The organism is Mycolicibacterium aurum (assembly GCF_900637195.1).
GTDB lineage: Bacteria > Actinomycetota > Actinomycetes > Mycobacteriales > Mycobacteriaceae > Mycobacterium > Mycobacterium aurum.
Genome location: NZ_LR134356.1, coordinates 4,857,562 through 4,878,019, shown reverse-complemented (window position 1 = coordinate 4,878,019; position 20,458 = coordinate 4,857,562). Strand labels below are relative to the sequence as shown.

The following is a 20,458-nucleotide window of genomic DNA, read 5'->3' as shown; positions in this document are numbered from 1 at the left end:
AGTTTCGTCGTTCGAGGAGTCCGGTTGACCCCCTTCGGTTTCCGGCGTGCGGGTGCGCTGCGCCGGGCGCCGTCGATCGTGGTGGGCTAGATGGCGACCTGCTCGTCGCCGGTTCCGTGCCAGGCGTCGACGGCGTCCTGCACGGGCAGGCCGAGCGCATTGCACAGTCCGATCACCGTCCCGAAACTCGGACTGGGCATTCTCCCGACCTCGATTTTGCGCAAGGTCTCGGGGGAGATGCCGGCGTGCCGGGCGACGATCCCGGGGTCGCGACCGGCCCGGGCAGACCGGATCAGCGCGCCGAGGCGTTGGCCGGCCTTCACCTGTTCTGGGCTCAGAGGTACGCGCACCATGCAGGTCAGCATAGCCGGTATTAAAGTACCGGCAGTGGTAGCGTCGTTCGCGGTATAAGAATACCGAGGACGGAGAAGTGATGATCGAACTCAAGACCGCCGACGAGATCGACAAGATGGCGGTCACCGGGCAGTTCGTCGCTGAGACGCTGGCGGCTCTGTCGGCCGAGGCGCGCCCCGGGGTCAATCTGATGCAGCTCGAGCACCATGCCCGCGCTCGCGTCGCCGACCGAGGGGCGAAATCCTGCTACTGGGACTACGCGCCGTCCTTCGGCCGTGGGCCTTTCCGCAACGTGATCTGCCTATCGGTCAATGATGCTGTCCTGCATGGGATGCCGCGAGACTACGTGTTGCGGGACGGCGACGTCTTGAGCCTGGACTTCGCAGTGTCTATCGACGGGTGGGTGGCTGATTCCGCGGTGACCGTCATCGTCGGTGATGCCGCCGACCCCGCGGACCGCGCACTGGTGGAGTCGACGCGCAGAGCGCTCGACGCCGGGATCGCCGCGGCCGTTCCCGCCGGTCGGCTCGGCGACATCTCGGCCGCGATCGGTGAGGTGGCGTCTGCCGCGGGGTACCGCGTCAATGCGGAGTTCGGCGGTCACGGGCTCGGGCGCACGATGCACGAGGACCCGCATGTGTCCAACCGCGGCAGGCGCGGGCGTGGCATGGTGCTGCGGCCGGGGATGACGCTGGCGCTGGAACCGTGGTGGGCGCGGGGCAGTGATCGCCTGGTGATGGATGCCGACGGTTGGACCTTGCGCTCGGCAGACGGATCCACCACCGCACACTCGGAACACACGATCGCGATCACCGAGTCGGGCCCGCGGATTCTCACGCCGACGCCTGCGCGCGCGGTGAACTGACCTGGCGCGCCGTCCGACCGGGACGCCCTACGAGTCCTTGTCGGACTCGTCCTTGCTGTCCTTCTCGCCGGACTTCTCGTCGTCCGAGTCGTCGGTGTCGTCTTGTGCTTTCGAGTCTTTGTCTTTGGACTCTTTGTCTTTGGAGTCCTTCGAGTCGTCGTCGGAGTCGTCGCCGTCGCGCGACTGTCCGCCGAGTTCGAGGACGGCCCAGTGGCTCGGCGACAGCAGCACCGACCACTTGCCTTTCTCCCGACCCAGCTTCAGGACGCCGTCGTCGAGCTCCCAGACGGTGTCGTCATCGTGCTGAGATTCCTGACCATCGGAGTAGGTGAGTTTGAAAGCCATGGTGGCGGGTGCCCACAACGTGCGCGGGTTAATCCCTCCGTAACGTCGGGCACCGGGCTATCGCGCCGAACGTCGCTGCAGCAGTACCGAGACCGTGAGGACCGCGATCCCGCAGAGTGCGAGCAGCGAGCCGGCCGCAGCAGGCGCCGTGTAGCCGTATCCGGCCGCGATCACCAGGCCGCCAACCCAGGCGCCTGTCGCGTTGCCGATGTTGAGTGCTGAGTGATTCAGGGCCGCAGCCAGAGTCTGCGCGTCGTGTGCGACGTCCATCAGCCGGGTCTGCAGGGCCGGGCCCACGGCGGAGCCGGTGAGCCCGATACCGAAGAGCACCAGCAGCGCGGTCCACACATTGTGTGACGCGACGACGAACAGTGCCAGCACCGCGAAGAGCGACCCCATCGACAGATAGAGCGCACGGATCACCGACCGGTCGGCCAGCCTGCCGCCCACCAGATTGCCGAAGAACATGCCCAGGCCGAACACCATGAGGGCCACCGGAATCAGGGCGCGCGGCATGCCGGCGACATCGGTCATGGTTGTGGTGATGTAGGTGTAGACGGCGAACATGCCGCCGAAGCCGATCATCCCGACCATCAGCGCGAGCCAGACCTGCGAGCGGCGCAGTGCGCCGAGTTCGGTGAGCGGGCTGCTGGACCGCATGAAGCGCAACTGGAACGGCAGCCAGAACCACAGCGCGGTGAGCGTGGCGACGCCGACACCGACGACGAGTCCGAAAGCGGCTCGCCAGCCCAGCGATTGGCCGAGCCACGACGCCATCGGCACCCCGAGTACGGTCGCGACCGTCAACCCGGTCAGGACGTGCGCGACGGCCTTGGCGCGGTTCTGCGGTCCCATCAGATGGGCGGCTACCAGCGCCGCGACGCCGAAGTACGCGCCGTGAGGTAGTCCCGCGAGGAATCTGGCCGCGATCAGCGTGTCGTAGGACGGTGCCAGCATGCTCGCCAGGTTTCCCAGCGTGAACACCGCCATCAGGACCAGCAGCAGCTTGCGGCGGCCCATCCGTGCGGTGACGGACGCGATCAGCGGTGCGCCGACCACCACGCCCAGCGCGTAAGCCGAAATCACATGTCCGGCAGTGGGTTCGGACACGCCGAAGCCGGCCGCGATGTCGGGCAGCAGGCCCATCGCGACGAACTCGGTGGTGCCGATGCCGAAGCCGCCCAGTGCGAGTGCCAGCACGGCCAGCCAGCGCACGACGGGATCCGGCGCTACCACCGACACCGGGCCGGTCGGGCGGTCGAGAGTCACAGTCATAGCGCCCGGACCGTCGATGAGCGCTCGCGCGGAGAGGACGCGGTGGTGCTGACCGTCGGAGTGCTCAGCTTCAACGCGACGTCGGCGAGGCGGCGGATCCGGTCCCAGTCGCGGCGCCGCACGGCGTCGGCCGGGGTGAGCCAGTCGGCGGTGACGCATCCGACGTTGGGTGCTGCCAGATAGCCGGTGAGGTCGGCCGGGGTGAGGCCGCCCGAGACGCAGAACCGGGCGGCCGGCACGAATGCGGCAAGTGCCCTGAGGTGGCGCAGGCCGCCCGAGGAGACTGCCGGGTGCAGAACCATGTCGGTATAGCCGTCTTCGAGCAGCGCGAGCGCCTCGACGACAGTGGTGGCGGCGGGAAGGTGCGGCAGCTCGGTGTCGAGCATGGCTCCGCGCAGCGGCAACGAGGGCGCGGCCGCGGCCAGGAACTCCGCTCCCGCCGCGCGGGCGAGGGCCGGCTGCTCGGGGTCGGTCAGTCGGCCGGCGCCGACGACGACCTCAGGCGCCTCCGTGGCGATGCGCGTGATCGCCTCATAGGAGAGCGGGCCGTCGAGGGCGACCTGGACCAGGGGCAACCCGGCCCGGAAGATCGCGCGCGCGATCGCCACCGCGTCAGCGGGCCGATCGACGCTGATCAGCGGCATCACCGGGGCGACGTCCAACAGCGATCTCGGTTCCTTCATGCAGTCCACGGTAGAGGCAGCATTGGTTCTTCTCAATCCGACTTACGTACTTGAAGTACATAAGTAGAGGAAGTTAGGCTTGCGCAGTGCCGCTGTTCAGGACATCCGCAGCAACCTCGGTCGGGGATCTCTATGCCCTGATCAGGGATAAGCGAGAGCTCACTCGCGCGGAGATCGGCAAACTCACAGGCTTGTCGCGCACCGCGGTCACCGCACGGGTGAGGGAACTCACGTCACGCGCCCTGGTGATCGAACACGAACGGGCGCCCTCGACCGGCGGCCGGCCCGCCACATTGCTGCGGTTCAACGCCGACGCAGGAGTCGTACTCAGCGCCGCCGTCGGCGGCAGTCGCACCCGGCTCGGCGTGTGCAATCTGGCCGGTGAGCTGTTGGCGAGTGCCGACATCGATCAGGGGCCGGGGCTCGGACCCGCCGACCTGATGCCTGAGGTCGTCACGCGACTCGACCTTCTCCGGGCCGAGGCGGGATACCGGGGCGCCCGGGTATTCGGTGTCGGTCTCAGCCTGCCCGGCACCGTGGACCAGGCGCGGGGCAGCAGCGTCGACACCCCGGTGCTGAGCGGCTGGGACGGCGCTCCGCTGATCCCGTACTTCCGCGAGCTCGCCGACGCCCCCGTCGTGCTGGGCAACGATGCCAACGTGATCGCGCTCGCAGAGTGGCGCATCGGGGCCGGTCGCGGTTTCGACGATCTGCTCGTCATCAAGGCGTCCACGGGGCTCGGTGCCGGCATCATCGCCGGTGGTGCGCTGCAACGCGGCGCAATCCGCGCTGCAGGCGAGTTCGGCCACAACAAGACCGCGGCGGCGGACGCACGCCCGTGCCGCTGCGGGAACATCGGCTGCCTGGAGACCATCGCAGGTGGGTGGGCTCTGGTGCGCGAGCTGCGCGAGGAAGGCAGGCCCGTGCACAACCTGCGGGATGTTGTCGAGCTGGCCCATGCTGGAGATGCGCTGGCGCGCAGGGTCATTCGCGAGAGCGGACGACATGTGGGTGAGGTGCTGGCCGCTGCGGTGAACCTGCTCAACCCCGCTGCCCTGGTGGTGGCGGGCGACGTCGCCGGTGCCTACGACATCTTCGTAGCAGGCTTGCGGGAAACCTTGTACGGCAACGCCACCGCGCTCGCCACCCGCGGTCTGGAGGTTGTGCCGGCGCACCTGGGGGAGCGGGGTGGCGTAGTCGGCAGCGCGCTTATGGTGCTCGACCACGTCCTGGGGGCGCAGGCCATTGACGCACTCGTCACACCTTCGTAAGACCGGCCGGGCGCATGGCCGGCCGTGCAGGCGGAAAAATAGAAGCGTGAGCGTTATGGAACAAGTGGTGCTGCTCGACGACAGCGGCAGGTCCGTAGGTGCGGCCGCCAAGAATTCAGTCCATCACGCGGACACCCCGCTGCATCTGGGATTCTCGTGCTACCTGTTCGACGACGCGGGTCGCGTGCTGCTGACCCGCCGCGCCCTCAACAAGAAGACCTGGCCGGGTGTGTGGACGAACTCGTTCTGCGGCCACCCGGGCCCGGATGAAGCGGTCGTGGACGCCGTGCACCGTCGCGGTGCCCAAGAGCTCGGCGCTCGGATCGCGGACGTGGTGTGCGTCCTGCCCGATTTCCGCTATCGCGCCGAGGCGGCGGACGGCACCGTCGAGAACGAAGTGTGCCCAGTGTTCTGCGCTCGGGTGGACGGCGACCTCGCTCCCGTTCCGAGCGAGGTGATGGATCTGGTCTGGGTGGGCTGGGACGAACTCCGCGCCGCGGCGGCGCTGGAATGGGCGATCAGTCCGTGGGCCCAGACGCAGGTGCCGCTCCTGGAGGCCGAGGGCCTGCCCCGGTGGACTCGCTCCCTGGCGTGAGCAGATCCGCCGTACCGTCTGCGTCCTGCATGCGCACGGTGTGGAGTCGCTCGGCGTACAGCAGGTCGTCCCGCCACAGCCGATTGGCGGCCTGCCGCATGAACGGCGTCAGCAGCGGCGACGCGCGGACGGCATAAGCGAACCCGGGCCGATCCGAGTGCGCGATGACGGCCTCGATCACCGTGGTGCGCGGTCGGCCGTCCGGTCCGCGACCGTTGGGAGTGGCGTGTGTCTCAACCACGCTGCCCGACCCCTCGCCGTCGAGGATGCGCATCACGAGTGTGCGGGGTTCCGGGCTGGTGAACTCGGCGATCACCGGCACGCCCAGCCTGCCGAGCCGGAAGGTGACCGCCACCAAGAAGCGGTCGAGCTCCTCCGGTACGTCCTGACCCTCCGGTGGCGCGCTGAGCACGTCGAGTTTGGTGAACGAATACGGATGAAACCACGCACCGTGCCACGGATCCATCCGGTTGGCGATGATGTCGTCGGCCTCGCATGCCCCGCTGAGTGCGGTTACCGCCGCGATCCGTGGTCCTTGCGGCCGCGTCGGCAGAACCGGCGCCGGGGTGGGCACCTCCCCGCCCACTCGGTCGAGGCGCACCCACGCCAGCACGCCGTCATCGAAGGCCGGCAGGGCGGGCCAGTCGGGCCGGGACCGGCCGGTGAGCCGCAGCCCATGCCAGGGGCAGACCAGCTGGCCGCGGTCGACGGCGCCCGTACACAGGTCGGCACCCAGGTGCGGGCACCGGGCCGGGCCGATACACAGCTGGCCCTCCGCGTTCCGCCAGCACACCAACTCGGCTCCGGCGACGGTGGCGCCGTACGGCTTTGACGTGATGGCAGAGCTCGCGCCGATCACATACCAGTTGCCGCTCGGCCGTCGACGCGAGCGCGCGAGCGCCGCATCGATGACCGCGGGGGACGCCTGCCGGTACGTCGGGGCCTGCCGCGCCCACGCAGCACGGGGCAGCAGCTCGAAGGGCCAGGCCTTGCCCGCCGACTCCGCCAGCCGGCGCAGAGCGCTCATTGCGACACCCGCCTCTCGACACGGCCGGCGAGATGACGCAGCACAGGCGAGCGCCCACGCACCGGCACGGTGAACATATCGTGGCCCACCACACCGAAATGGTCCAACAGGTTGTTGGCCGCGGCAAGGCCCGTGGTGGCAGCTCGCTCCATCAGCGCCACCGGCAGGTCGATCCGGATGCCGTCGCCGGCGAGCGCCAGACCGCGCTGCAGTGTCCCCACCGTCGGCCGGGACGCGAAATCGCCGGGCGCCAGGCGCGGACAGTCGCTGCGGCACAGCGTCTTCTCGTAGACCACTCTCGAGTCCCTGGTCTCCGGGTACAGCGAATGCAGCCGAGCGAGCATCGAGTCACGCATCTGCGGTGTGTCCTCGGCAACCGAATACGCGTGCAGTTCCACGACGGATCCGCCGGTGCGGGCGGCCCACGCAGAGGCTTCACGCTCGTACCGGTCCAGCACGCTGATGTTGTCCAGAGGCGGGAGCCCACCGGTCCCCAGGAAGGCCGGCCGGTCGCTCCGCACGGGGCGGTCCAGCCAGAGCCGTTGGACGAGGAACGGTGCGGCGGTGCCCATCGCCTCGACCCGGGCGCGCCACTCGGGATCGCCGAGGTGCGGCGAGCCGGCGACGATGGACTGCAGCGCCGAGACGTCGGTGGCAAGCACGACACCGTCGGTGCGCGTCGCGGTGCCCGAGGCATCGGTCACGGTGAAGGAGTCTCCCTCGGTGACCGCCACGCATCCGATCGGCGTTCCGGTATGCAGCGTGACGCCGAGGCGGCGGAGATATTCCCCCAGCGGGTTCCACAGCGAGACATCGAAGTTCGCCTCGGAAACGTCGAAAACCAGACCCTCGCTGGAGCCCAGGAAGTAGATATGGAACATGGTCGCGAGCTCGGCGGCCGACAGTGCGGCAGGCCGGGTGAAGAAGCTGCGGGAGAACACCTCGAATGCGAGATGCTGGGCCGCTTCCGGAAAATTGATGCTGTGCAGGAACGTCTCGGCATCGAGGCTGTCGAGTTCGTCGTAGGTGCCCGGCACCGACACCGCCGCGAGTGGTGCCGCCGCGCGGGCATTGAGGCGAACGAGATCTCGCAGCCGAAACGTCGGGCTGCGCAGTGCGAATGCGATCGCGTTCAACGGCGGGGTACGGGGCAGGCCGCGGAAGGTGTCGCGCCGGCCGAGTGCGTCGATGAGGGGGTAGTCGTCGAGCGGCGCCAGCATGGACAGGTGGGGGTCGATGCGGCGCAGCAGATCTCGGAGGTTGTAGTACTGCCGGAAGAAGGCGTGGAACCCTCGGTTCATCGCCACCGGGGTGCCGTCGGGAAGGTTCTCGGCCCAGCCTCCCACTCGGCCGCCGAGATAGTCCTGGCGTTCGAACAGCTCGACGGCGACCCCGCGTTCGGCAAGCGCCGTCGCCGCGGCCAGGCCGGCAATGCCGGCCCCGATCACCGCGACGCGCGGCGTCGTCGGCAGAGCGGTGGCATGGGGGAGCCCGGGCGCCGCCGGATGACGTACCCGGCGCGGATCGCTCATTCCGGCGCTCTCCCGACGAAGGTGTGCACGATGTTTCGTTGCCAGCCCGGGACAGTCATGCTGCGCACATCGGTGAATCCGTTGCGTCGCAGACGGTCGCAGAACTCCGTGGCGCCGTCGAACTCGTTGACACTGCGTCGCAGGTACCGGTAGAGCTCGTCGTCGCCTGTGCGGCGCCGGCCGGCCGGGATGATGATCGCCGACGACACCACGTTCCAGACGGCGCCGGCCACGCGCGAATCGCGGACCGAATACTCGTGGGCGGCGAAAACGCCGCCGGGACGGAGCATCCCACGCAGGGTCTGCAAGACAGGGTCCGGGTCATCGAGATTACGTACCAGGTAGGCGGCGAGGATTCCGTCGAACGGGCCTGCCACGCCTGCGTCGGCGAGACCCTCTGCCCGGCTGTGCACGAAGGTCACCGATGCGGGCCATGTCTTGGCGCGCGCCCGTTCCAGCATCCCCGCCGATCCGTCCACGGCCACGATGGTCGCGTGCGGAGCCACGGCCACCAGTGCGGCGGTGGACGCGCCTGTGCCGCAGCCGATGTCCAACAGCCGCAGGCCCCTGCCACCGTCGGGAAGCTGCATCCGCTGCGCGGAGAGTCTCAGATGCGTGTGGTAGCCGGGATTGGCCCCGACAAGTTCGTCGTAGGACTCGGCGCCGGCATCGAACGCGTCTGGGACGTCGTAGGGCTGGGCGCTCACTCCGCGACGTCCAGCGGCGCTGCGGGGACCCGGAAACCAATCATCAGAAGCAGATCCTGGTATCGGTCGATGGGTCACACCTCCTGGTGGCGGGCCCGGGCACGCAGTGCCCTGACGAAGCCGACCGACGCCACCTGCAGGCGGCGCGCCGACGAGACGGTGGCCCGTTGGGCGAACACCGCGAACTCGATTTCCTCGATGCGATCGAGGATCTCGGAGTACAACGTCAGCGCGGCCATGATGCACGGCCGGGACCTCGGGTGCAGTAGGGCGATACCGCGCTCGGCGTGGGTGTAGATGCGCCGGGTGAGGGCGTGCTGCTCGGCCAGCGCCGCACGCAGCCGCGGATCGGTCCGACGGGTCTGCTGGCACCACGTCAGGACGTCGCGATCGACGCCGTGGCTGGCCAGCTCGTCGGCGGGCAGATAGACCCGGCCGCGTGTCAGGTCCTCGTTGATGTCGCGCAGAAAGTTGGTGAGCTGAAAGGCCTTTCCGAGCGCGGCTGCGTAGGGGGCTGCCTCTTCGCGTGGCACCACGGTGCCCAGCACCGGGAGCAGCTGCAGCCCGATCACCTCGGCCGATCCGTACATGTAGTGATCGAGCGCTGCCCGGTCGGGGTAGTCCGTGACCGTCAGGTCCATCCGCATGGAGGCGAGGAAGTCGTCGAAGAGCTGCCAGTCCAGGTTGTACTTGCGGGCAGTGTGCACGACGGCGTCCAGGGTCGGGTCGTCGCCACTCGGCTGGTTCTCCACGAGCCGGGTGAACAGCGAGGTCGCCAGGCCCTGCAGCTCGTCGGCGCGTTGCGCGGTGGTGCGGGAGTCGAATTCGTCGAGCACGTCGTCTGCCCGACGCGCGAAGCCGTAGAGCGCATGCACGGCGGGCCGCTGCGCGGGCGACAGCAGCCGGGTGGCGAGGAAGAAGGTGCGCCCGTGCTTGGCGTTGATGGTGCGGCACCGTTGGTACGCCTCGCGGAGGGCCTGATCATGTACACCCGCCGCGTCGAGTTCTGATCCGATCATCGTTGTGCCCCAATCATTGTGACAATGCCCGCGCTTGAGTGCGAGAGTCCGATCCGGTGATGCGGTCCGCAGCGAGGCGTCCCGACACGATGGCGGTCGGAATGCCGACGCCCGGCACCGTGGACGATCCGGCCAGTATCGCGTTGTCGATGCCGCGGATCGTGTTGCCCGGCCGGAACGGGCCCGTCTGGCCGAACGTGTGCGAAAGTGCGAACGGGGTGCCCGCCATCATGCCCTGACGCGCCCAATCCATGGGCGTGGTGACGTGCAGAAGCTCGGCGTCCTCACCCAGATGCGGTAGTCGCGCCCTCACGGTGCCGAGCATGTGGTCGGTGTATTCCGCAGACTCTGCGTCCCAGTCTTTGTGCCCGACAGTCATATTGGGCGCCGGCGCCAGTACGTAGAGCAGTTCGCGGCCGCTCGGGGCCAGCGCGGGATCTCCGAGTGCGGGGCGGGTGACAAGCAGCGACGGGTCAGCCATGGGGCGGCCCTCGTCGATGATCTCGTCGAACGTCCGGTCCCAGGCGTCGCCGAACAGGATGGTGTGGTGGGACTGATCGGCGGTGTGCTCGGGTGCCCTGCAACCGATGTGTGCCACCACGGCGGACGGGGCCGGACGCAGTTTCAGCAGCCGGCGCGGCGTGCGGCCCAGGAGGCGGTATGTGTCGTGGAGCTCCGTTGTCAGGATCACCGCGTCGGCCGCGAAGCGCTCGCCGGTGACCGTACGGACGGCGGTCACACGCGAACCGGATCGCTCGAGTTCGGATACCGGTGCGTTGTAGTGGAATTCGACGCCGGCGTCGCGGGCGGCGGCAGCCATCGCATCCGGAAGTGCGCGCATGCCACCGCGCGGGAAGTAGACGCCCGACACCGTGTCCATGTAGGCGATGACGGCATAGGCGGCCAGAGCGCGCTTGGGCGGCACGCCGACGTAGAGCGCCTGGAACGTGAACACACGGAGCAGCCGCTCGTCGGTGATGAACCGCCGGACCATCGGCTCCCAGCTGCGGAACCCGCCGATCGCTGCCAGACGCGCCAGCTGGGGTGTCAGCAGAGACAGCGGCGAGTCGAAGTTGGCGTTGATGAAGCCGTCGAACTCGATCTGGTAAAGCCGCGTGAGCCACTGCCGCAGGCGCAGGTAGCCCTGGGCTTCCTTGGGGCCGGCGAAGCGCTCGATCTCGGCCGTCATCGCGTGAGGGTCGGTGTGCACATCGAGGGTGCTGCCGTCGGAGAAGGACGCGCGATAGGCCGGAAGTACCGGAAGCAGGTCCAGCCGGGAGGCCGTGGACTCGCCGACCGCGGCGAAGGTGTCGTCGATGATGTCGGGCATCGTCAGCACCGTGGGCCCGGTGTCGAGCTGATAGCCGCCCACGTCCGCACGGCCCATCCGGCCACCGGGATGGGCGCCGCGCTCGACCACGGTGACCTGGCGTCCGCGGCCGGCGAGGTGAAGCGCCGCGGACAGGCCTGCCAGGCCGGCGCCTACGACGACGACCCGGTCACTGGATCCGGGAACGGTGCGCATCAGGCCACCCGCTCGGTGCAGGCGGCGGCCATCGTGGCCAGCGCCGAACGCACGTCGCTGTTCAGGTGCGCGGTGTCGAGGCGTTGGAGCGCCCAGGTGAGACGTCGGTCAATCAATTCTTCGATCCATTCCACGGTGCCGGTGTCGGCGATGAGGGTCTGCCAGCGGGTGATGTCGCTCTGGCTGAGGTCGGTGGCGGTCATCAGTTCGTTCAGTTCGCGGCGCCGCGGGCCACCAGCCAGTTGATAGGCCGCCGCGACGACGGTGGTGGCCTTGCGTGCCGCCAGATCGGAACCGGCAGGCTTGCCCGTCGTCTCGGGCGCGCCGAACACCCCGAGCAGGTCATCGCGCAGCTGGAACGCCTCGCCGACGGCGCCGCCGTAGTCGCCGAGCCCGGCCAGTGTCCGGTCATCGCATCCGGCCAGCGACGCCCCGATCTCCAGCGGCCTGCGCACGGTGTAGTTACCGGACTTGCGTCGCGCGATGTCGAGCACGTCTTCGAGAGCAGGGAAGGCGGCGGTGTCGTTGACCAGGTCGGCGAACTGCCCGATGGCCAGTTCGGCACGCATCGCGTCATAACGCGGCCACGCGCGGGTCAACGCGGCCTGGCTGAGTCCGCTCTCCCTGAGCATCTGCTCGGCCCAGACCAGACACAGGTCGCCGAGCAGGGTGGCAGCGGATTCACCGAAGCGGGCCGAGGAGCCCCCCAGCTGCCTATCGCGGTGCCACTGCTCGAACGCCCGGTGGGCGCTGGGGCGTCCCCGGCGCATCGGCGAGTCGTCCATCACGTCGTCCTGCATCAGTGCGAACGCGTGCAGCAGTTCCAGGCTGGCCGCGGCCCGGATGGCGGCCTGCTCGGCATCGGCTCCGCTCAACCAGCCGAGGTAGAAGAACGTCGACCGCAGGCATTTGCCGTCGGCGAGCAGGGTGCGGAGCACTCCCTCGGCGATGTCGACGCGCCCGCCGCCGAGCGCAGGCACGCATCGCGAGTCCAGGAATTCGGATACTGCGGCCAGCACCGACTGGCGCACCGAAATCTGCCACTGCATGGTCGGGCGGTCGGCGGCCCAGGTCGCGCGGCTCCGCCGCACGGTTCCGTTGGTGGCCGTCCGTACCTCGCCGTGGTTGGTCGTGGACCCCGCGCCGGTTGTCATCGATTCCAATAATTACCCAAGTACGCCGCTTCATGCACCGGAAGGGGGTGTTTGCACCGGCCCCCGGACGTCGGCGACAACGAGAATGCCGTTTCCCCGCGCGACGGGCCTGACTGGGTGTACGTTGCCGACCGACTTCCCGAGCACCGCGGCGCACAGCGGCGGCCCAAATTTCGTCCGAAATATGCGGTGTGACAAGCGAGTTCAGGCGCGGGTCTCGGGCCTCGGTGACGCGTGCGGCAATTATCGGGATTGCTGGCTCGGAGGCGGCAGGCCCCGCCGCGGGGGGTTGTGACATGTCTGTGACGGGTGGGGTACTGCACCCTGTTCACGTGGGGGTGGATGGCTGAATTCGGGTAGCTTCGGCGCCCCGCGGCGGCGTCTGGCGGCAGAATGCCACGGTGTCGCTCGGCTCCGACGCCAGGGTGCTGATGGTGCCGGGTGGACGGGCACCGTAGACAGCGCAGGGCTGCGGAGGGGCCCGACTCGGGCGGCGAGCCGCTGCGGTGCCGGCGCAACACGGTCTTCGTCAAACCCCTTGCGATGGAAACTAAATCGTGGTTTTGGTTCCGCAGACCCGCCGGTGGGGCGATCGCGGCAGACCGCCATCGCGAACGCATGCGCTCCAGTCGAATCCGGCGCATTCACGCACTGCGACAGCCTGATTGCCCTGGGCCCCCGCCGTCATCGGCGACCGGTCAGGCTTTGGCGATGACGTTCTCGGCGAACCACTCCAGGTTGCGGATCTTCGCGTCGAGCGGCTCGGTGTCGTGCCCCATGATGTAGGGGATGCGGAAGCCGACGATGACGTCGGTGACACCTTTGTCTTCGAGTCGCTTCACCCCGTCGAGGGTGAAGCCGTCGATGGAGATGACGTGGATCTCGAATTCGTCGGCCAGCCCGATGCGCTCTTCCTGGTCCCGGAACTGTTGCAGCTTGGCGAGCAGAGGGTCGAGTTCCTCGGGGTCGCCGCCGCCGTGCATCCAGCCGTCGTTGCGGGCGGCCCGCCTGAGTGCGGCGTCAGCGTGGCCGCCGACCAGGATCGGGACCGGCTTGGTCGGTGCGGGTGTCATCTTGAACCTCGGGATGTCATAGAACTCGCCGTGGTACTCGAAGTAGTCCCCGGAAGTCAGGCCCCTGATGACGTCGATGCACTCGTCCATCCGCTTGCCGCGCTTGGCGAAGGGCACGCCCATGATCTCGTAGTCCTCTGGCCACGGGCTGGTGCCGACGCCGAGGCCGAGGCGGTTGTCGAACATGGCCGCCAGCGATCCGGCTTGCTTGGCCACCAACGCGGGCGGGCGGATCGGCAGCTTCAGCACGAAGATGTTGAAGTGCAGCCGGGTGGTCACCGCCGAGAGGGCGCCGATCAGGGCGAACGACTCGATGAAGGGCTTGCCGTCCAGGAACTCCCGATTACCGTCCTCGGTGTAGGGATATTTCGAGTCCGACTCTTCGGGATAGGCGATGCTGTCCGGGATGGTCATCGCGTGGTATCCGGCCTCGTCGGCGGCTTTGGCCAACGGAATGTAGAAACTCGGATCGGTCATGGCTTCCGCATAGGTGAACCGCATGAAACCGATACTAGAACGCGTTCTAGTTTTGCGGAGCGCAATCGTCGCTACAACGTCGGAACGTCGACCTCGATGCTCTCCAGTGCAAACGGCGGGGCGCCTGCGCCGGCCACCGAGAACGTGGACCACGGCGTGCGTTCGGTCAACCGGCCGGCCGCGGAACGGCCGCCGATCGTCACCGTCACCTCCTGCGGCAGGCGGATGTCGAAGCCGGTGTCGAAAATTGTTCCCTGCCAATGGTAATGGCCGTCGATCGGATCCAGTCGACCCATCAGCCGGACGTGCGTCTCATGCTGTCGGCCCGCGACGACGACTGTCGCCTGCCCGTCGTAGACCGCATCGTCGACGTCCAGCACGAAACCATGGGAACGCACCTCGAACGCTGACGGGATACGCCTGCCGACCCTGCGCCAGTACCGGCCGGTGCGATTCGCCCCGTACTGCGAACGCTCGTTGTAAAGCCGCTGCGCACTGGAGCGGACTTCGATGCGGGTGCTGTGGGTGCGGCTCATGTGCGCCACACACTTCGCGATGTAGCCCTTCTGGGCGGCGGCGTCGGGTCCGGTGATGACGAAGTAGTTCGGCACCCCGTGCACTGCCACACCGAGATACGGGCGCAGGCCGTCGGCGCGGCAGGCCGCCGTCGCCGGGAAAGCTCCATCGGTGGCGACGACCACCCGAGCACGCCGTCCGTTCACCCCCCAGGTGTGGGTCGCCTCGTCGAACTCCGCCTCGCCCGCGGAATCGGCGCCGGCGTAGAGAACCGTGTCGACCGCCGTCACAGAAACCCGCTGCGCTTCCACATGCGCCGTGCGAGCGGTCCCATCAAGCCGACCTCCTCCAGGAACGCTGCCAGTGGAGCGAAACCGAGTACGTGCACCTCGTGCCGGTGCGGGCTGCTCCGCGCCACCCGGCGTGCGTGGCGTGAGTCGAGGCCGACGCGGGCGTACTGCACCCGATTGGTGAACAGGTGGCGGAAGAACAATCCGCCGACTCCGTTGATGTTGGCCACGAACAGCTTCGGGATCCGGCGCATGTGCGGCGCCCGCTTGCGCAGCCCGTCGCGGGCGAACTGGATGTGGCGGGCTTTCTCCGTGACGTGGATGCGCATCAGGCGCTGCACCATGGGCTGCAGTTCGGGATCGTCCATCATCTGGCGCTGCAGCGCGTCGAAGATCTCCTCGCCGATCAGCGCGGCCACCCACAGCACTGAGCCCTGGAAGGTGAAAGGCAGCGCGTTGATGATCATGCGTTGATACCGCTTGGGCCGCACGGGCTTTGCACCCAGGCGGTCGATCGCCTTGCCGAACATCACCATGTGCCTGGTCTCGTCACCCAGTTCGGTGAGCGCATAATGCGTGGCCGGCGCTGTCGGATCCTGGTGCATCATCTTGCGTAACAGGGCCTGGTTGAGGATGTTCTCGAACCAGATGCCGGCCGACAGCGTGTTGGCGAGCTCCTGACGGGACAGTTCGATCTGCTCTGCCCGGGTCATCGAGTCCCACAGCGGAGTCCCGTACAACGACACCGACTTGGGCGGCAGGAAGAACTTGTCGGGGTCCAGCGGTGCGTCCCAGTCGATGTCGACCACCGGGGCGTAGGACTTCTTCACCGACCCTTTGAGCAACCGCTCGGCGAAGACGTCGCGGGTCGCCACCGGATTCTTCGCCGTCGTCATCCTCAACGCCCCTTCGTCGACGTCCTGTCCGTCGACGGTAGGGAGCGGTGTCACAAGATGTCAATACCTCGAGTACCGGATACTTTGAGTACCACCCGAGGATGTCGGGCCCGAAACCGGGGGATGGGGTGGATCATGAGCGGTATGGGTCTGTTTCTACTGCGGGCGGCGCTCACCGGGCTTGCGCTGTGGGTCGTCACGCTTCTGGTGCCCGGAGTCGAGTTCGTCGGCGGCGACTCGACGCTGGGCCGCGTCGGCGTCATCCTCGTCGTCGCGGTGATCTTCGGCCTGGTCAACGCGATCATCAAGCCCATCGTGCAGATCATCTCGATTCCGCTCTACATCCTCACGTTGGGCCTGTTCCACATCGTCATCAATGCGTTCATGCTCATGCTCACGTCCTGGATCACCGAGCACACCACCCACTGGGGGCTGGCCATCGACGACTTCTGGTGGACGGCGATCTGGGCGGCGATCGTGCTGTCGATCGTGAGCTGGCTGCTGTCCCTACTCGTCAAGGCAGACTGAGTGACATGCCCGAGCTTCCCGAGGTCGAAGCACTCGCTGATCACCTGCGCCGCCACGCGGTCGGACTGACTGTCGGCCGCGTCGACGTCGCTGCGCTGTCGGTCCTCAAGACGTTCGACCCGCCGCCCTCGGCGCTGCACGGACAGGTCGTGACCGGAGCCAACCGGTGGGGCAAATACCTGGGGCTGCAGGTCGGCGAACTCCACCTGATCACCCACCTGTCAAGGGCGGGCTGGCTGCGCTGGTCGGACAAGCTGGCGCCGGCGCCGCTGAAGCCGTACGGCAAGGGGCCGATCGCGATGCGGGTTCACCTGGGCACGCCCGGCGAGGCGCCCGGATTCGACCTCACGGAGGCCGGCACGCAGAAGCGGCTGGCGGTTTGGCTCGTGACCGATCCGATGGCCGTCCCGCAGATCGCCGCGCTGGGCCCGGATGCGTTGTCCCTCGGCGTCGACGGACTGGGTGACGCATTGAAGGGGCAGTCGGGCCGGATCAAGACCGTCATCACCGACCAGAAAGTCATCGCGGGCATCGGCAACGCCTACAGCGACGAGATATTGCACGTCGCGAAGCTGTCGCCGTTCGCCACCTCGAACAAGCTGACCGAAGCCCAGCTCGCGGACCTGCACGACGCGATGATCTCTGTGCTCAGCGATGCCGTGAGCCGGTCGGTCGGACAGGGCGCAGCGACGCTCAAGGGGGAGAAGCGGTCGGGGCTGCGCGTACATGCCCGCACCGGGTTGCCGTGCCCGGTGTGCGGCGACACGGTGCGTGAGGTGTCGTTCGCCGACAAGTCGTTCCAGTACTGCCCGACGTGCCAGACCGGCGGCAAGGTGCTGGCTGACCGCCGAATGTCGAGACTGCTGAAATAGCGCTCTCGGCGTTTTTCCTTCAGTTGTCTAACTCGGTTATCCTGCCGGAATGACTCGGCAGAAGATCTTGATCACCGGTGCGAGCTCCGGCCTCGGCGCCGGGATGGCCCGGCAGTTCGCGGCCAAGGGGCGTGACCTGGCGCTGTGCGCGCGCCGCCTGGACAACCTCGATGAGCTCAGGGCCGAACTCCTGGAACGTCACCCCCATATCAAGGTGGCGGTGGCGGCACTGGACGTCAACGACCACGAACAGGTCGCGAAGGTCTTCACCGAACTCAACGACGAACTCGGCGGCATCGACTGCGTGATCGTGAACGCGGGCATCGGGAAGGGCTACCCGCTCGGTGGCGGCAAGCTGTGGGCGAACAAGGCCACCATCGAGACGAATCTCGTTGCGGCACTGGTGCAGATCGAGACGGCCCTGGAGATGTTCAAGGCCGTGAACAAGGGTCATCTGGTCCTGGTGTCGTCGGTACTCGGCAACGTCGGCGTGCCGGGATTCAAGGCGGCCTACTCGGCCAGCAAGGCCGGTGTCACCTCACTCGGCGAGTCGCTGCGCGCCGAGTACCCGTCCGGCCCGATCAAGATCACAGTGCTGGAACCCGGCTACATCGAGTCGGAGATGACGGCGAAATCGAATTCGACGATGCTGATGGTGGACAACGAGACCGGCGTGAAGGCCATGGTCGACGCCATCGAGAAGGAGAAGGGCCGCGCCGTCGTCCCGGGTTGGCCGTGGTGGCCGCTGGTGGAGGTCATGAAGGTGCTGCCCCCACGGTTCACCAAGTACTTCGCCTAGCGATCGCGGCGTGCAGCGTCGCGCCGAGGACCACTGTCTCTGACCGGACCGCCGGTAAATCTTGACAGATCGTTGGGTTTTCCCAACAATCGGTTAGATGAGTCCAGTACGACGCGGGGAAACGCGTCCGATCCATAATCGGATCGGAGTGCTGCGTGCCGAGCGGCGACTGGCGAGAGCCCAGCTTGCAGAGCTGATCGACGTCAATCCGCAAACCGTCGGCGCGCTGGAGCGGGGCGATCACTATCCGAGCCTCGATCTGGCGTTCCGCATCTGCGAGGTGTTCGGCCTGCCTGTCGAGGCGGTGTTCTCCCGCGAGCCGTTCACCCCGCTGTCGACCGAGCTCTACCGAAAGGACAGCCGACCACAGGAAGGGAGTGCACATGTCTGAGGCAACCCTGATCGACCGGTACCAGGGCCGCCGGGCCCGACAGTTCCTCAAATTCGAACGCACCTACGCAAATTCGCTGCCGGGCTGGCGCCCCCGGGGTCGGCGCCGCGTCCTCGTCGTCGGGCTGGGTGCCACGTTCGCCTACATGGCCGTAGTGAGTCTGCTGTGTGCCTTCGGGATTGGTTGGGCGCCTCTGTTGTGGTTGCCGGCGTGCCTGGTGTTCTTCCCACTGTGGATCGCACTGCAGATCGTGTCGGGCAGGCAGGGGGACGCGCCGCACACCACCCTCGACGAATACGAGCTGTCCCAGCGCAACAACGCACGCTCGATCGGCCTGGCCATCACCCAGCACCTGATGCTGCTACCGGTGTTCTATCTGATCTTCGGCGCTGTGCTCACCGACGGCACCGACACCGCCATGGCGTATGCCGGCGGGCTGATGGTGATGACGGTGCTGCTGATCGGCGGGTGCGCCCCGGCGATGATCCTGGGCTGGACCCGGCCGGACCCCGAGGTTTGAGTGGTTCGGCGTGCGTGGTCATCGCCCAGCGGCGACGACCACGCCGGCATCACGCGGTGCGGCCGCGCTCTGTGCGGTAGCGGCGCACCAGGGCGTCGGTCGACGAATCCGTCTGCTGGGCCGGCGAGGCCTCGCTGGTGATGACGGGTAGCAGCGCCTTGGCCTGGGTCTTGCCCAGCTCGACCCCCCACTGGTCGAACGAGTCGATACCCCAGATGACACCCTCGACGAACACCTGATGCTCGTAGAGCGCGACCAACTGCCCGACGACCGACGGGGTCAGCTTCGTCGCGAGGATCGACGTGCTCGGCCGGTTGCCCGGCATCACCTTGTGCGGCACCACATTCGGTGGGGTCCCCTCGGCGGCAATCTCGTCGGCGGTCTTACCGAAGGCCAGCACCTGAGTCTGAGCGAAGTAGTTGCTCATCAGGAGGTCGTGCATGCTGCCGGTGCCGTCGGCGGTCGGCAGATCGTCGGTGGGCTCGCTGAACCCGATGAAGTCGGCGGGAATCAGCCGGGTGCCCTGGTGCAGCAACTGGTAGAACGCGTGCTGGCCGTTGGTGCCGGGCTCGCCCCAGAAGATCTCGCCGGTGCTGCTGTGTACGGGCGTGCCGTCGGCCTGCACCGATTTGCCGTTGGACTCCATCGTCAGCTGCTGCAGATATGCCGCGAACCGAGCCAGGTCGTTCGAATACGGCAGCACCGCACGGGTTTCCGCGCCGAAGAAGTTGTTGTACCAGAGCCCGATCAACCCGAGTAGCACCGGCGCGTTGGCTTCCAGTGGTGCCGTGCGAAAGTGCTCGTCGACCAGATGGAAGCCCGCGAGGAACTCGGCGAAGCGCTCCCTGCCGATGACCGCCATCACCGACAACCCGATGGCCGAGTCCACCGAATAGCGGCCACCGACCCAGTCCCAGAAGCCGAACATGTTGTCGGTGTCGATGCCGAAGTCGTCGACCAGCTTGGCGTTCGTCGACACCGCGACGAAATGCTTGGATACGGCGGCGTCGCCCAGCGCCTCGGTCAGCCAGCGGCGCGCCGCGGTCGCGTTGGTCAGTGTCTCCAATGTCGAGAATGTCTTCGACGCGATCACGAAAAGCGTTGTGGCCGGGTCCAGTCCGGCCAGTTTCGCGACGAGGTCGGCCGGGTCGACGTTGGAGACGAAGCGTGCGGAGATGCCGGCGTCGGCGTAGTGGCGCAACGCCTGATCCACCATCACCGGACCCAGATCGGACCCGCCGATGCCGATGTTGACCACCGTCGTGATGCGTTCTCCCGACGCGCCGCGCCACTCGCCACTGCGCAGCCGGTCGGTGAAGTCGCCCATCCGGTCGAGTACCTCGTGCACGTCGGCCACGACGTCCTGCCCGTCCACGGTCAGCTGCGCGTCGCGGGGCAGCCGTAGTGCGGTGTGCAACACCGCCCGGTCCTCGGAGGTGTTGATGTGCTCTCCGGCGAACATCGCATCCCGTTTGGCGGTCAGCTCCGCGGTGCGCGCGAGGTCGAGCAACAGCGTCACCGTCTGCTGTGTCACGCGGTGCTTGCTGTAGTCGATGTACAGGTCGCCGACCGTCAGCGTGAACTCCGTGCCACGCGCCGGATCCTCGGCGAACAACCCCCGCAGATCCTTGGTGCCGATCTCATCGTGGTGGCGGGACAGTGCCTCCCAGGCAGGCGATGCGGTGATGTCGGAGGTTGTCGGCTCTTCGCTACCCATGCTTGAGAACCCTAGTGCGGCTCGCTG

21 protein-coding genes and 1 pseudogene are annotated in these 20,458 nt (G+C 67.6%); 8 read left to right on the top strand and 14 right to left on the bottom strand.

Going from position 1 to position 20,458, the window contains the following annotated elements:
* Window positions 1-86: 86 nt before the first annotated feature.
* On the bottom strand, window positions 87-353 hold the full coding sequence (locus tag EL337_RS22955; protein ID WP_048632962.1) for a helix-turn-helix domain-containing protein: 267 nt from the start codon (window positions 351-353) through the stop codon (window positions 87-89).
* An 80-nt stretch (window positions 354-433) separates the two neighbouring features.
* On the opposite strand from EL337_RS22955, the gene map reads away from it, so the two are divergent.
* Window positions 434-1,219, top strand: coding sequence for a type I methionyl aminopeptidase (map, locus tag EL337_RS22950; RefSeq protein WP_048632784.1), 786 nt, complete (start codon window positions 434-436; stop codon window positions 1,217-1,219).
* Window positions 1,220-1,246: 27 nt separating this feature from the next.
* Here map and EL337_RS22945 read toward each other — a convergent pair whose 3' ends face one another.
* Genes EL337_RS22945 through EL337_RS22935 form a run of 3 tightly spaced genes read right to left on the bottom strand, consistent with a single transcriptional unit; the run spans window position 1,247 to window position 3,522 of the window.
* The gene (locus EL337_RS22945) at window positions 1,247-1,564 is read right to left on the bottom strand and encodes a hypothetical protein (RefSeq protein ID WP_048632785.1); all 318 of its coding nucleotides are present in this window, start codon (window positions 1,562-1,564) and stop codon (window positions 1,247-1,249) included.
* A gap of 57 nt (window positions 1,565-1,621) precedes the next feature.
* Window positions 1,622-2,839, bottom strand: coding sequence for an MFS transporter (locus EL337_RS22940; RefSeq protein WP_048632786.1), 1,218 nt, complete (start codon window positions 2,837-2,839; stop codon window positions 1,622-1,624).
* Window positions 2,836-3,522 (bottom strand): beta/alpha barrel domain-containing protein, encoded by a 687-nt coding sequence (locus tag EL337_RS22935; RefSeq protein ID WP_048632787.1) that lies wholly within the window; start codon window positions 3,520-3,522, stop codon window positions 2,836-2,838. Before EL337_RS22935 ends, EL337_RS22940 begins: the two co-directional genes overlap by 4 nt.
* Before the next feature lie 86 nt (window positions 3,523-3,608).
* On the opposite strand from EL337_RS22935, the gene EL337_RS22930 reads away from it, so the two are divergent.
* Together EL337_RS22930 and idi are read left to right on the top strand one after the other, a co-directional pair.
* The gene (locus EL337_RS22930; protein WP_048632788.1) at window positions 3,609-4,793 is read left to right on the top strand and encodes an ROK family transcriptional regulator; all 1,185 of its coding nucleotides are present in this window, start codon (window positions 3,609-3,611) and stop codon (window positions 4,791-4,793) included.
* 55 nt (window positions 4,794-4,848) lie between these two features.
* Window positions 4,849-5,388 carry an isopentenyl-diphosphate Delta-isomerase gene (gene idi / locus EL337_RS22925; RefSeq protein WP_048632789.1) on the top strand — a complete coding sequence of 180 codons (540 nt, stop codon included), beginning with the start codon at window positions 4,849-4,851 and terminating at the stop codon, window positions 5,386-5,388.
* On the opposite strand, the gene EL337_RS22920 is transcribed toward idi, so the two are convergent.
* The 9 genes and pseudogenes from EL337_RS22920 to EL337_RS22880 form a co-directional block, all read right to left on the bottom strand.
* The gene (locus EL337_RS22920) at window positions 5,312-6,415 is read right to left on the bottom strand and encodes a DUF5914 domain-containing protein (RefSeq protein WP_048632790.1); all 1,104 of its coding nucleotides are present in this window, start codon (window positions 6,413-6,415) and stop codon (window positions 5,312-5,314) included. The genes idi and EL337_RS22920 overlap by 77 nt on opposite strands.
* Window positions 6,412-7,947 carry an FAD-dependent oxidoreductase gene (locus EL337_RS22915; protein WP_048632791.1) on the bottom strand — a complete coding sequence of 512 codons (1,536 nt, stop codon included), beginning with the start codon at window positions 7,945-7,947 and terminating at the stop codon, window positions 6,412-6,414. The genes EL337_RS22920 and EL337_RS22915 overlap by 4 nt, the downstream gene beginning before the upstream one ends.
* Window positions 7,944-8,654, bottom strand: a complete 711-nt coding sequence (locus tag EL337_RS22910) for a class I SAM-dependent DNA methyltransferase (protein ID WP_048632792.1) — start codon at window positions 8,652-8,654, stop codon at window positions 7,944-7,946. The genes EL337_RS22915 and EL337_RS22910 overlap by 4 nt, the downstream gene beginning before the upstream one ends.
* A gap of 74 nt (window positions 8,655-8,728) precedes the next feature.
* Window positions 8,729-9,673, bottom strand: coding sequence for a phytoene/squalene synthase family protein (locus tag EL337_RS22905; RefSeq protein ID WP_048632793.1), 945 nt, complete (start codon window positions 9,671-9,673; stop codon window positions 8,729-8,731).
* Window positions 9,674-9,686: 13 nt separating this feature from the next.
* Window positions 9,687-11,198 carry a phytoene desaturase family protein gene (gene crtI / locus EL337_RS22900; protein WP_048632794.1) on the bottom strand — a complete coding sequence of 504 codons (1,512 nt, stop codon included), beginning with the start codon at window positions 11,196-11,198 and terminating at the stop codon, window positions 9,687-9,689.
* On the bottom strand, window positions 11,198-12,352 hold the full coding sequence (locus EL337_RS22895; RefSeq protein WP_083443092.1) for a polyprenyl synthetase family protein: 1,155 nt from the start codon (window positions 12,350-12,352) through the stop codon (window positions 11,198-11,200). Before EL337_RS22895 ends, crtI begins: the two co-directional genes overlap by 1 nt.
* Before the next feature lie 698 nt (window positions 12,353-13,050).
* Entirely contained in the window at window positions 13,051-13,926 is an 876-nt protein-coding gene (locus EL337_RS22890) for an LLM class flavin-dependent oxidoreductase (RefSeq protein ID WP_048632795.1), read from the bottom strand.
* 47 nt (window positions 13,927-13,973) lie between these two features.
* Window positions 13,974-14,708 carry a DUF4873 domain-containing protein gene (locus tag EL337_RS22885; protein WP_053086837.1) on the bottom strand — a complete coding sequence of 245 codons (735 nt, stop codon included), beginning with the start codon at window positions 14,706-14,708 and terminating at the stop codon, window positions 13,974-13,976.
* A pseudogene (locus EL337_RS22880) lies at window positions 14,708-15,604 on the bottom strand (AurF N-oxygenase family protein); the annotation flags it as partial. The pseudogene EL337_RS22880 and the gene EL337_RS22885, both read right to left, overlap by 1 nt.
* Before the next feature lie 144 nt (window positions 15,605-15,748).
* Here EL337_RS22880 and EL337_RS22875 point away from each other — a divergent pair.
* The 5 genes from EL337_RS22875 to EL337_RS22855 all read left to right on the top strand — a co-directional run bounded on the left by EL337_RS22875 (window position 15,749) and on the right by EL337_RS22855 (window position 18,714).
* The gene (locus EL337_RS22875; RefSeq protein ID WP_048632966.1) at window positions 15,749-16,132 is read left to right on the top strand and encodes a phage holin family protein; all 384 of its coding nucleotides are present in this window, start codon (window positions 15,749-15,751) and stop codon (window positions 16,130-16,132) included.
* Between the two features lie 5 nt (window positions 16,133-16,137).
* Window positions 16,138-17,004 carry an Fpg/Nei family DNA glycosylase gene (locus EL337_RS22870; protein ID WP_048632796.1) on the top strand — a complete coding sequence of 289 codons (867 nt, stop codon included), beginning with the start codon at window positions 16,138-16,140 and terminating at the stop codon, window positions 17,002-17,004.
* Between the two features lie 49 nt (window positions 17,005-17,053).
* Window positions 17,054-17,803 carry an SDR family oxidoreductase gene (locus EL337_RS22865; protein WP_126316656.1) on the top strand — a complete coding sequence of 250 codons (750 nt, stop codon included), beginning with the start codon at window positions 17,054-17,056 and terminating at the stop codon, window positions 17,801-17,803.
* 97 nt (window positions 17,804-17,900) lie between these two features.
* On the top strand, window positions 17,901-18,194 hold the full coding sequence (locus tag EL337_RS22860; protein ID WP_048632797.1) for a helix-turn-helix transcriptional regulator: 294 nt from the start codon (window positions 17,901-17,903) through the stop codon (window positions 18,192-18,194).
* Complete coding sequence (locus EL337_RS22855) at window positions 18,187-18,714, top strand: hypothetical protein (RefSeq protein ID WP_048632798.1); 528 nt, start codon at window positions 18,187-18,189, stop codon at window positions 18,712-18,714. The genes EL337_RS22860 and EL337_RS22855 overlap by 8 nt, the downstream gene beginning before the upstream one ends.
* A gap of 49 nt (window positions 18,715-18,763) precedes the next feature.
* On the opposite strand, the gene pgi is transcribed toward EL337_RS22855, so the two are convergent.
* Entirely contained in the window at window positions 18,764-20,431 is a 1,668-nt protein-coding gene (pgi, locus tag EL337_RS22850) for a glucose-6-phosphate isomerase (protein ID WP_048632799.1), read from the bottom strand.
* Window positions 20,432-20,458 lie beyond the last annotated feature (27 nt).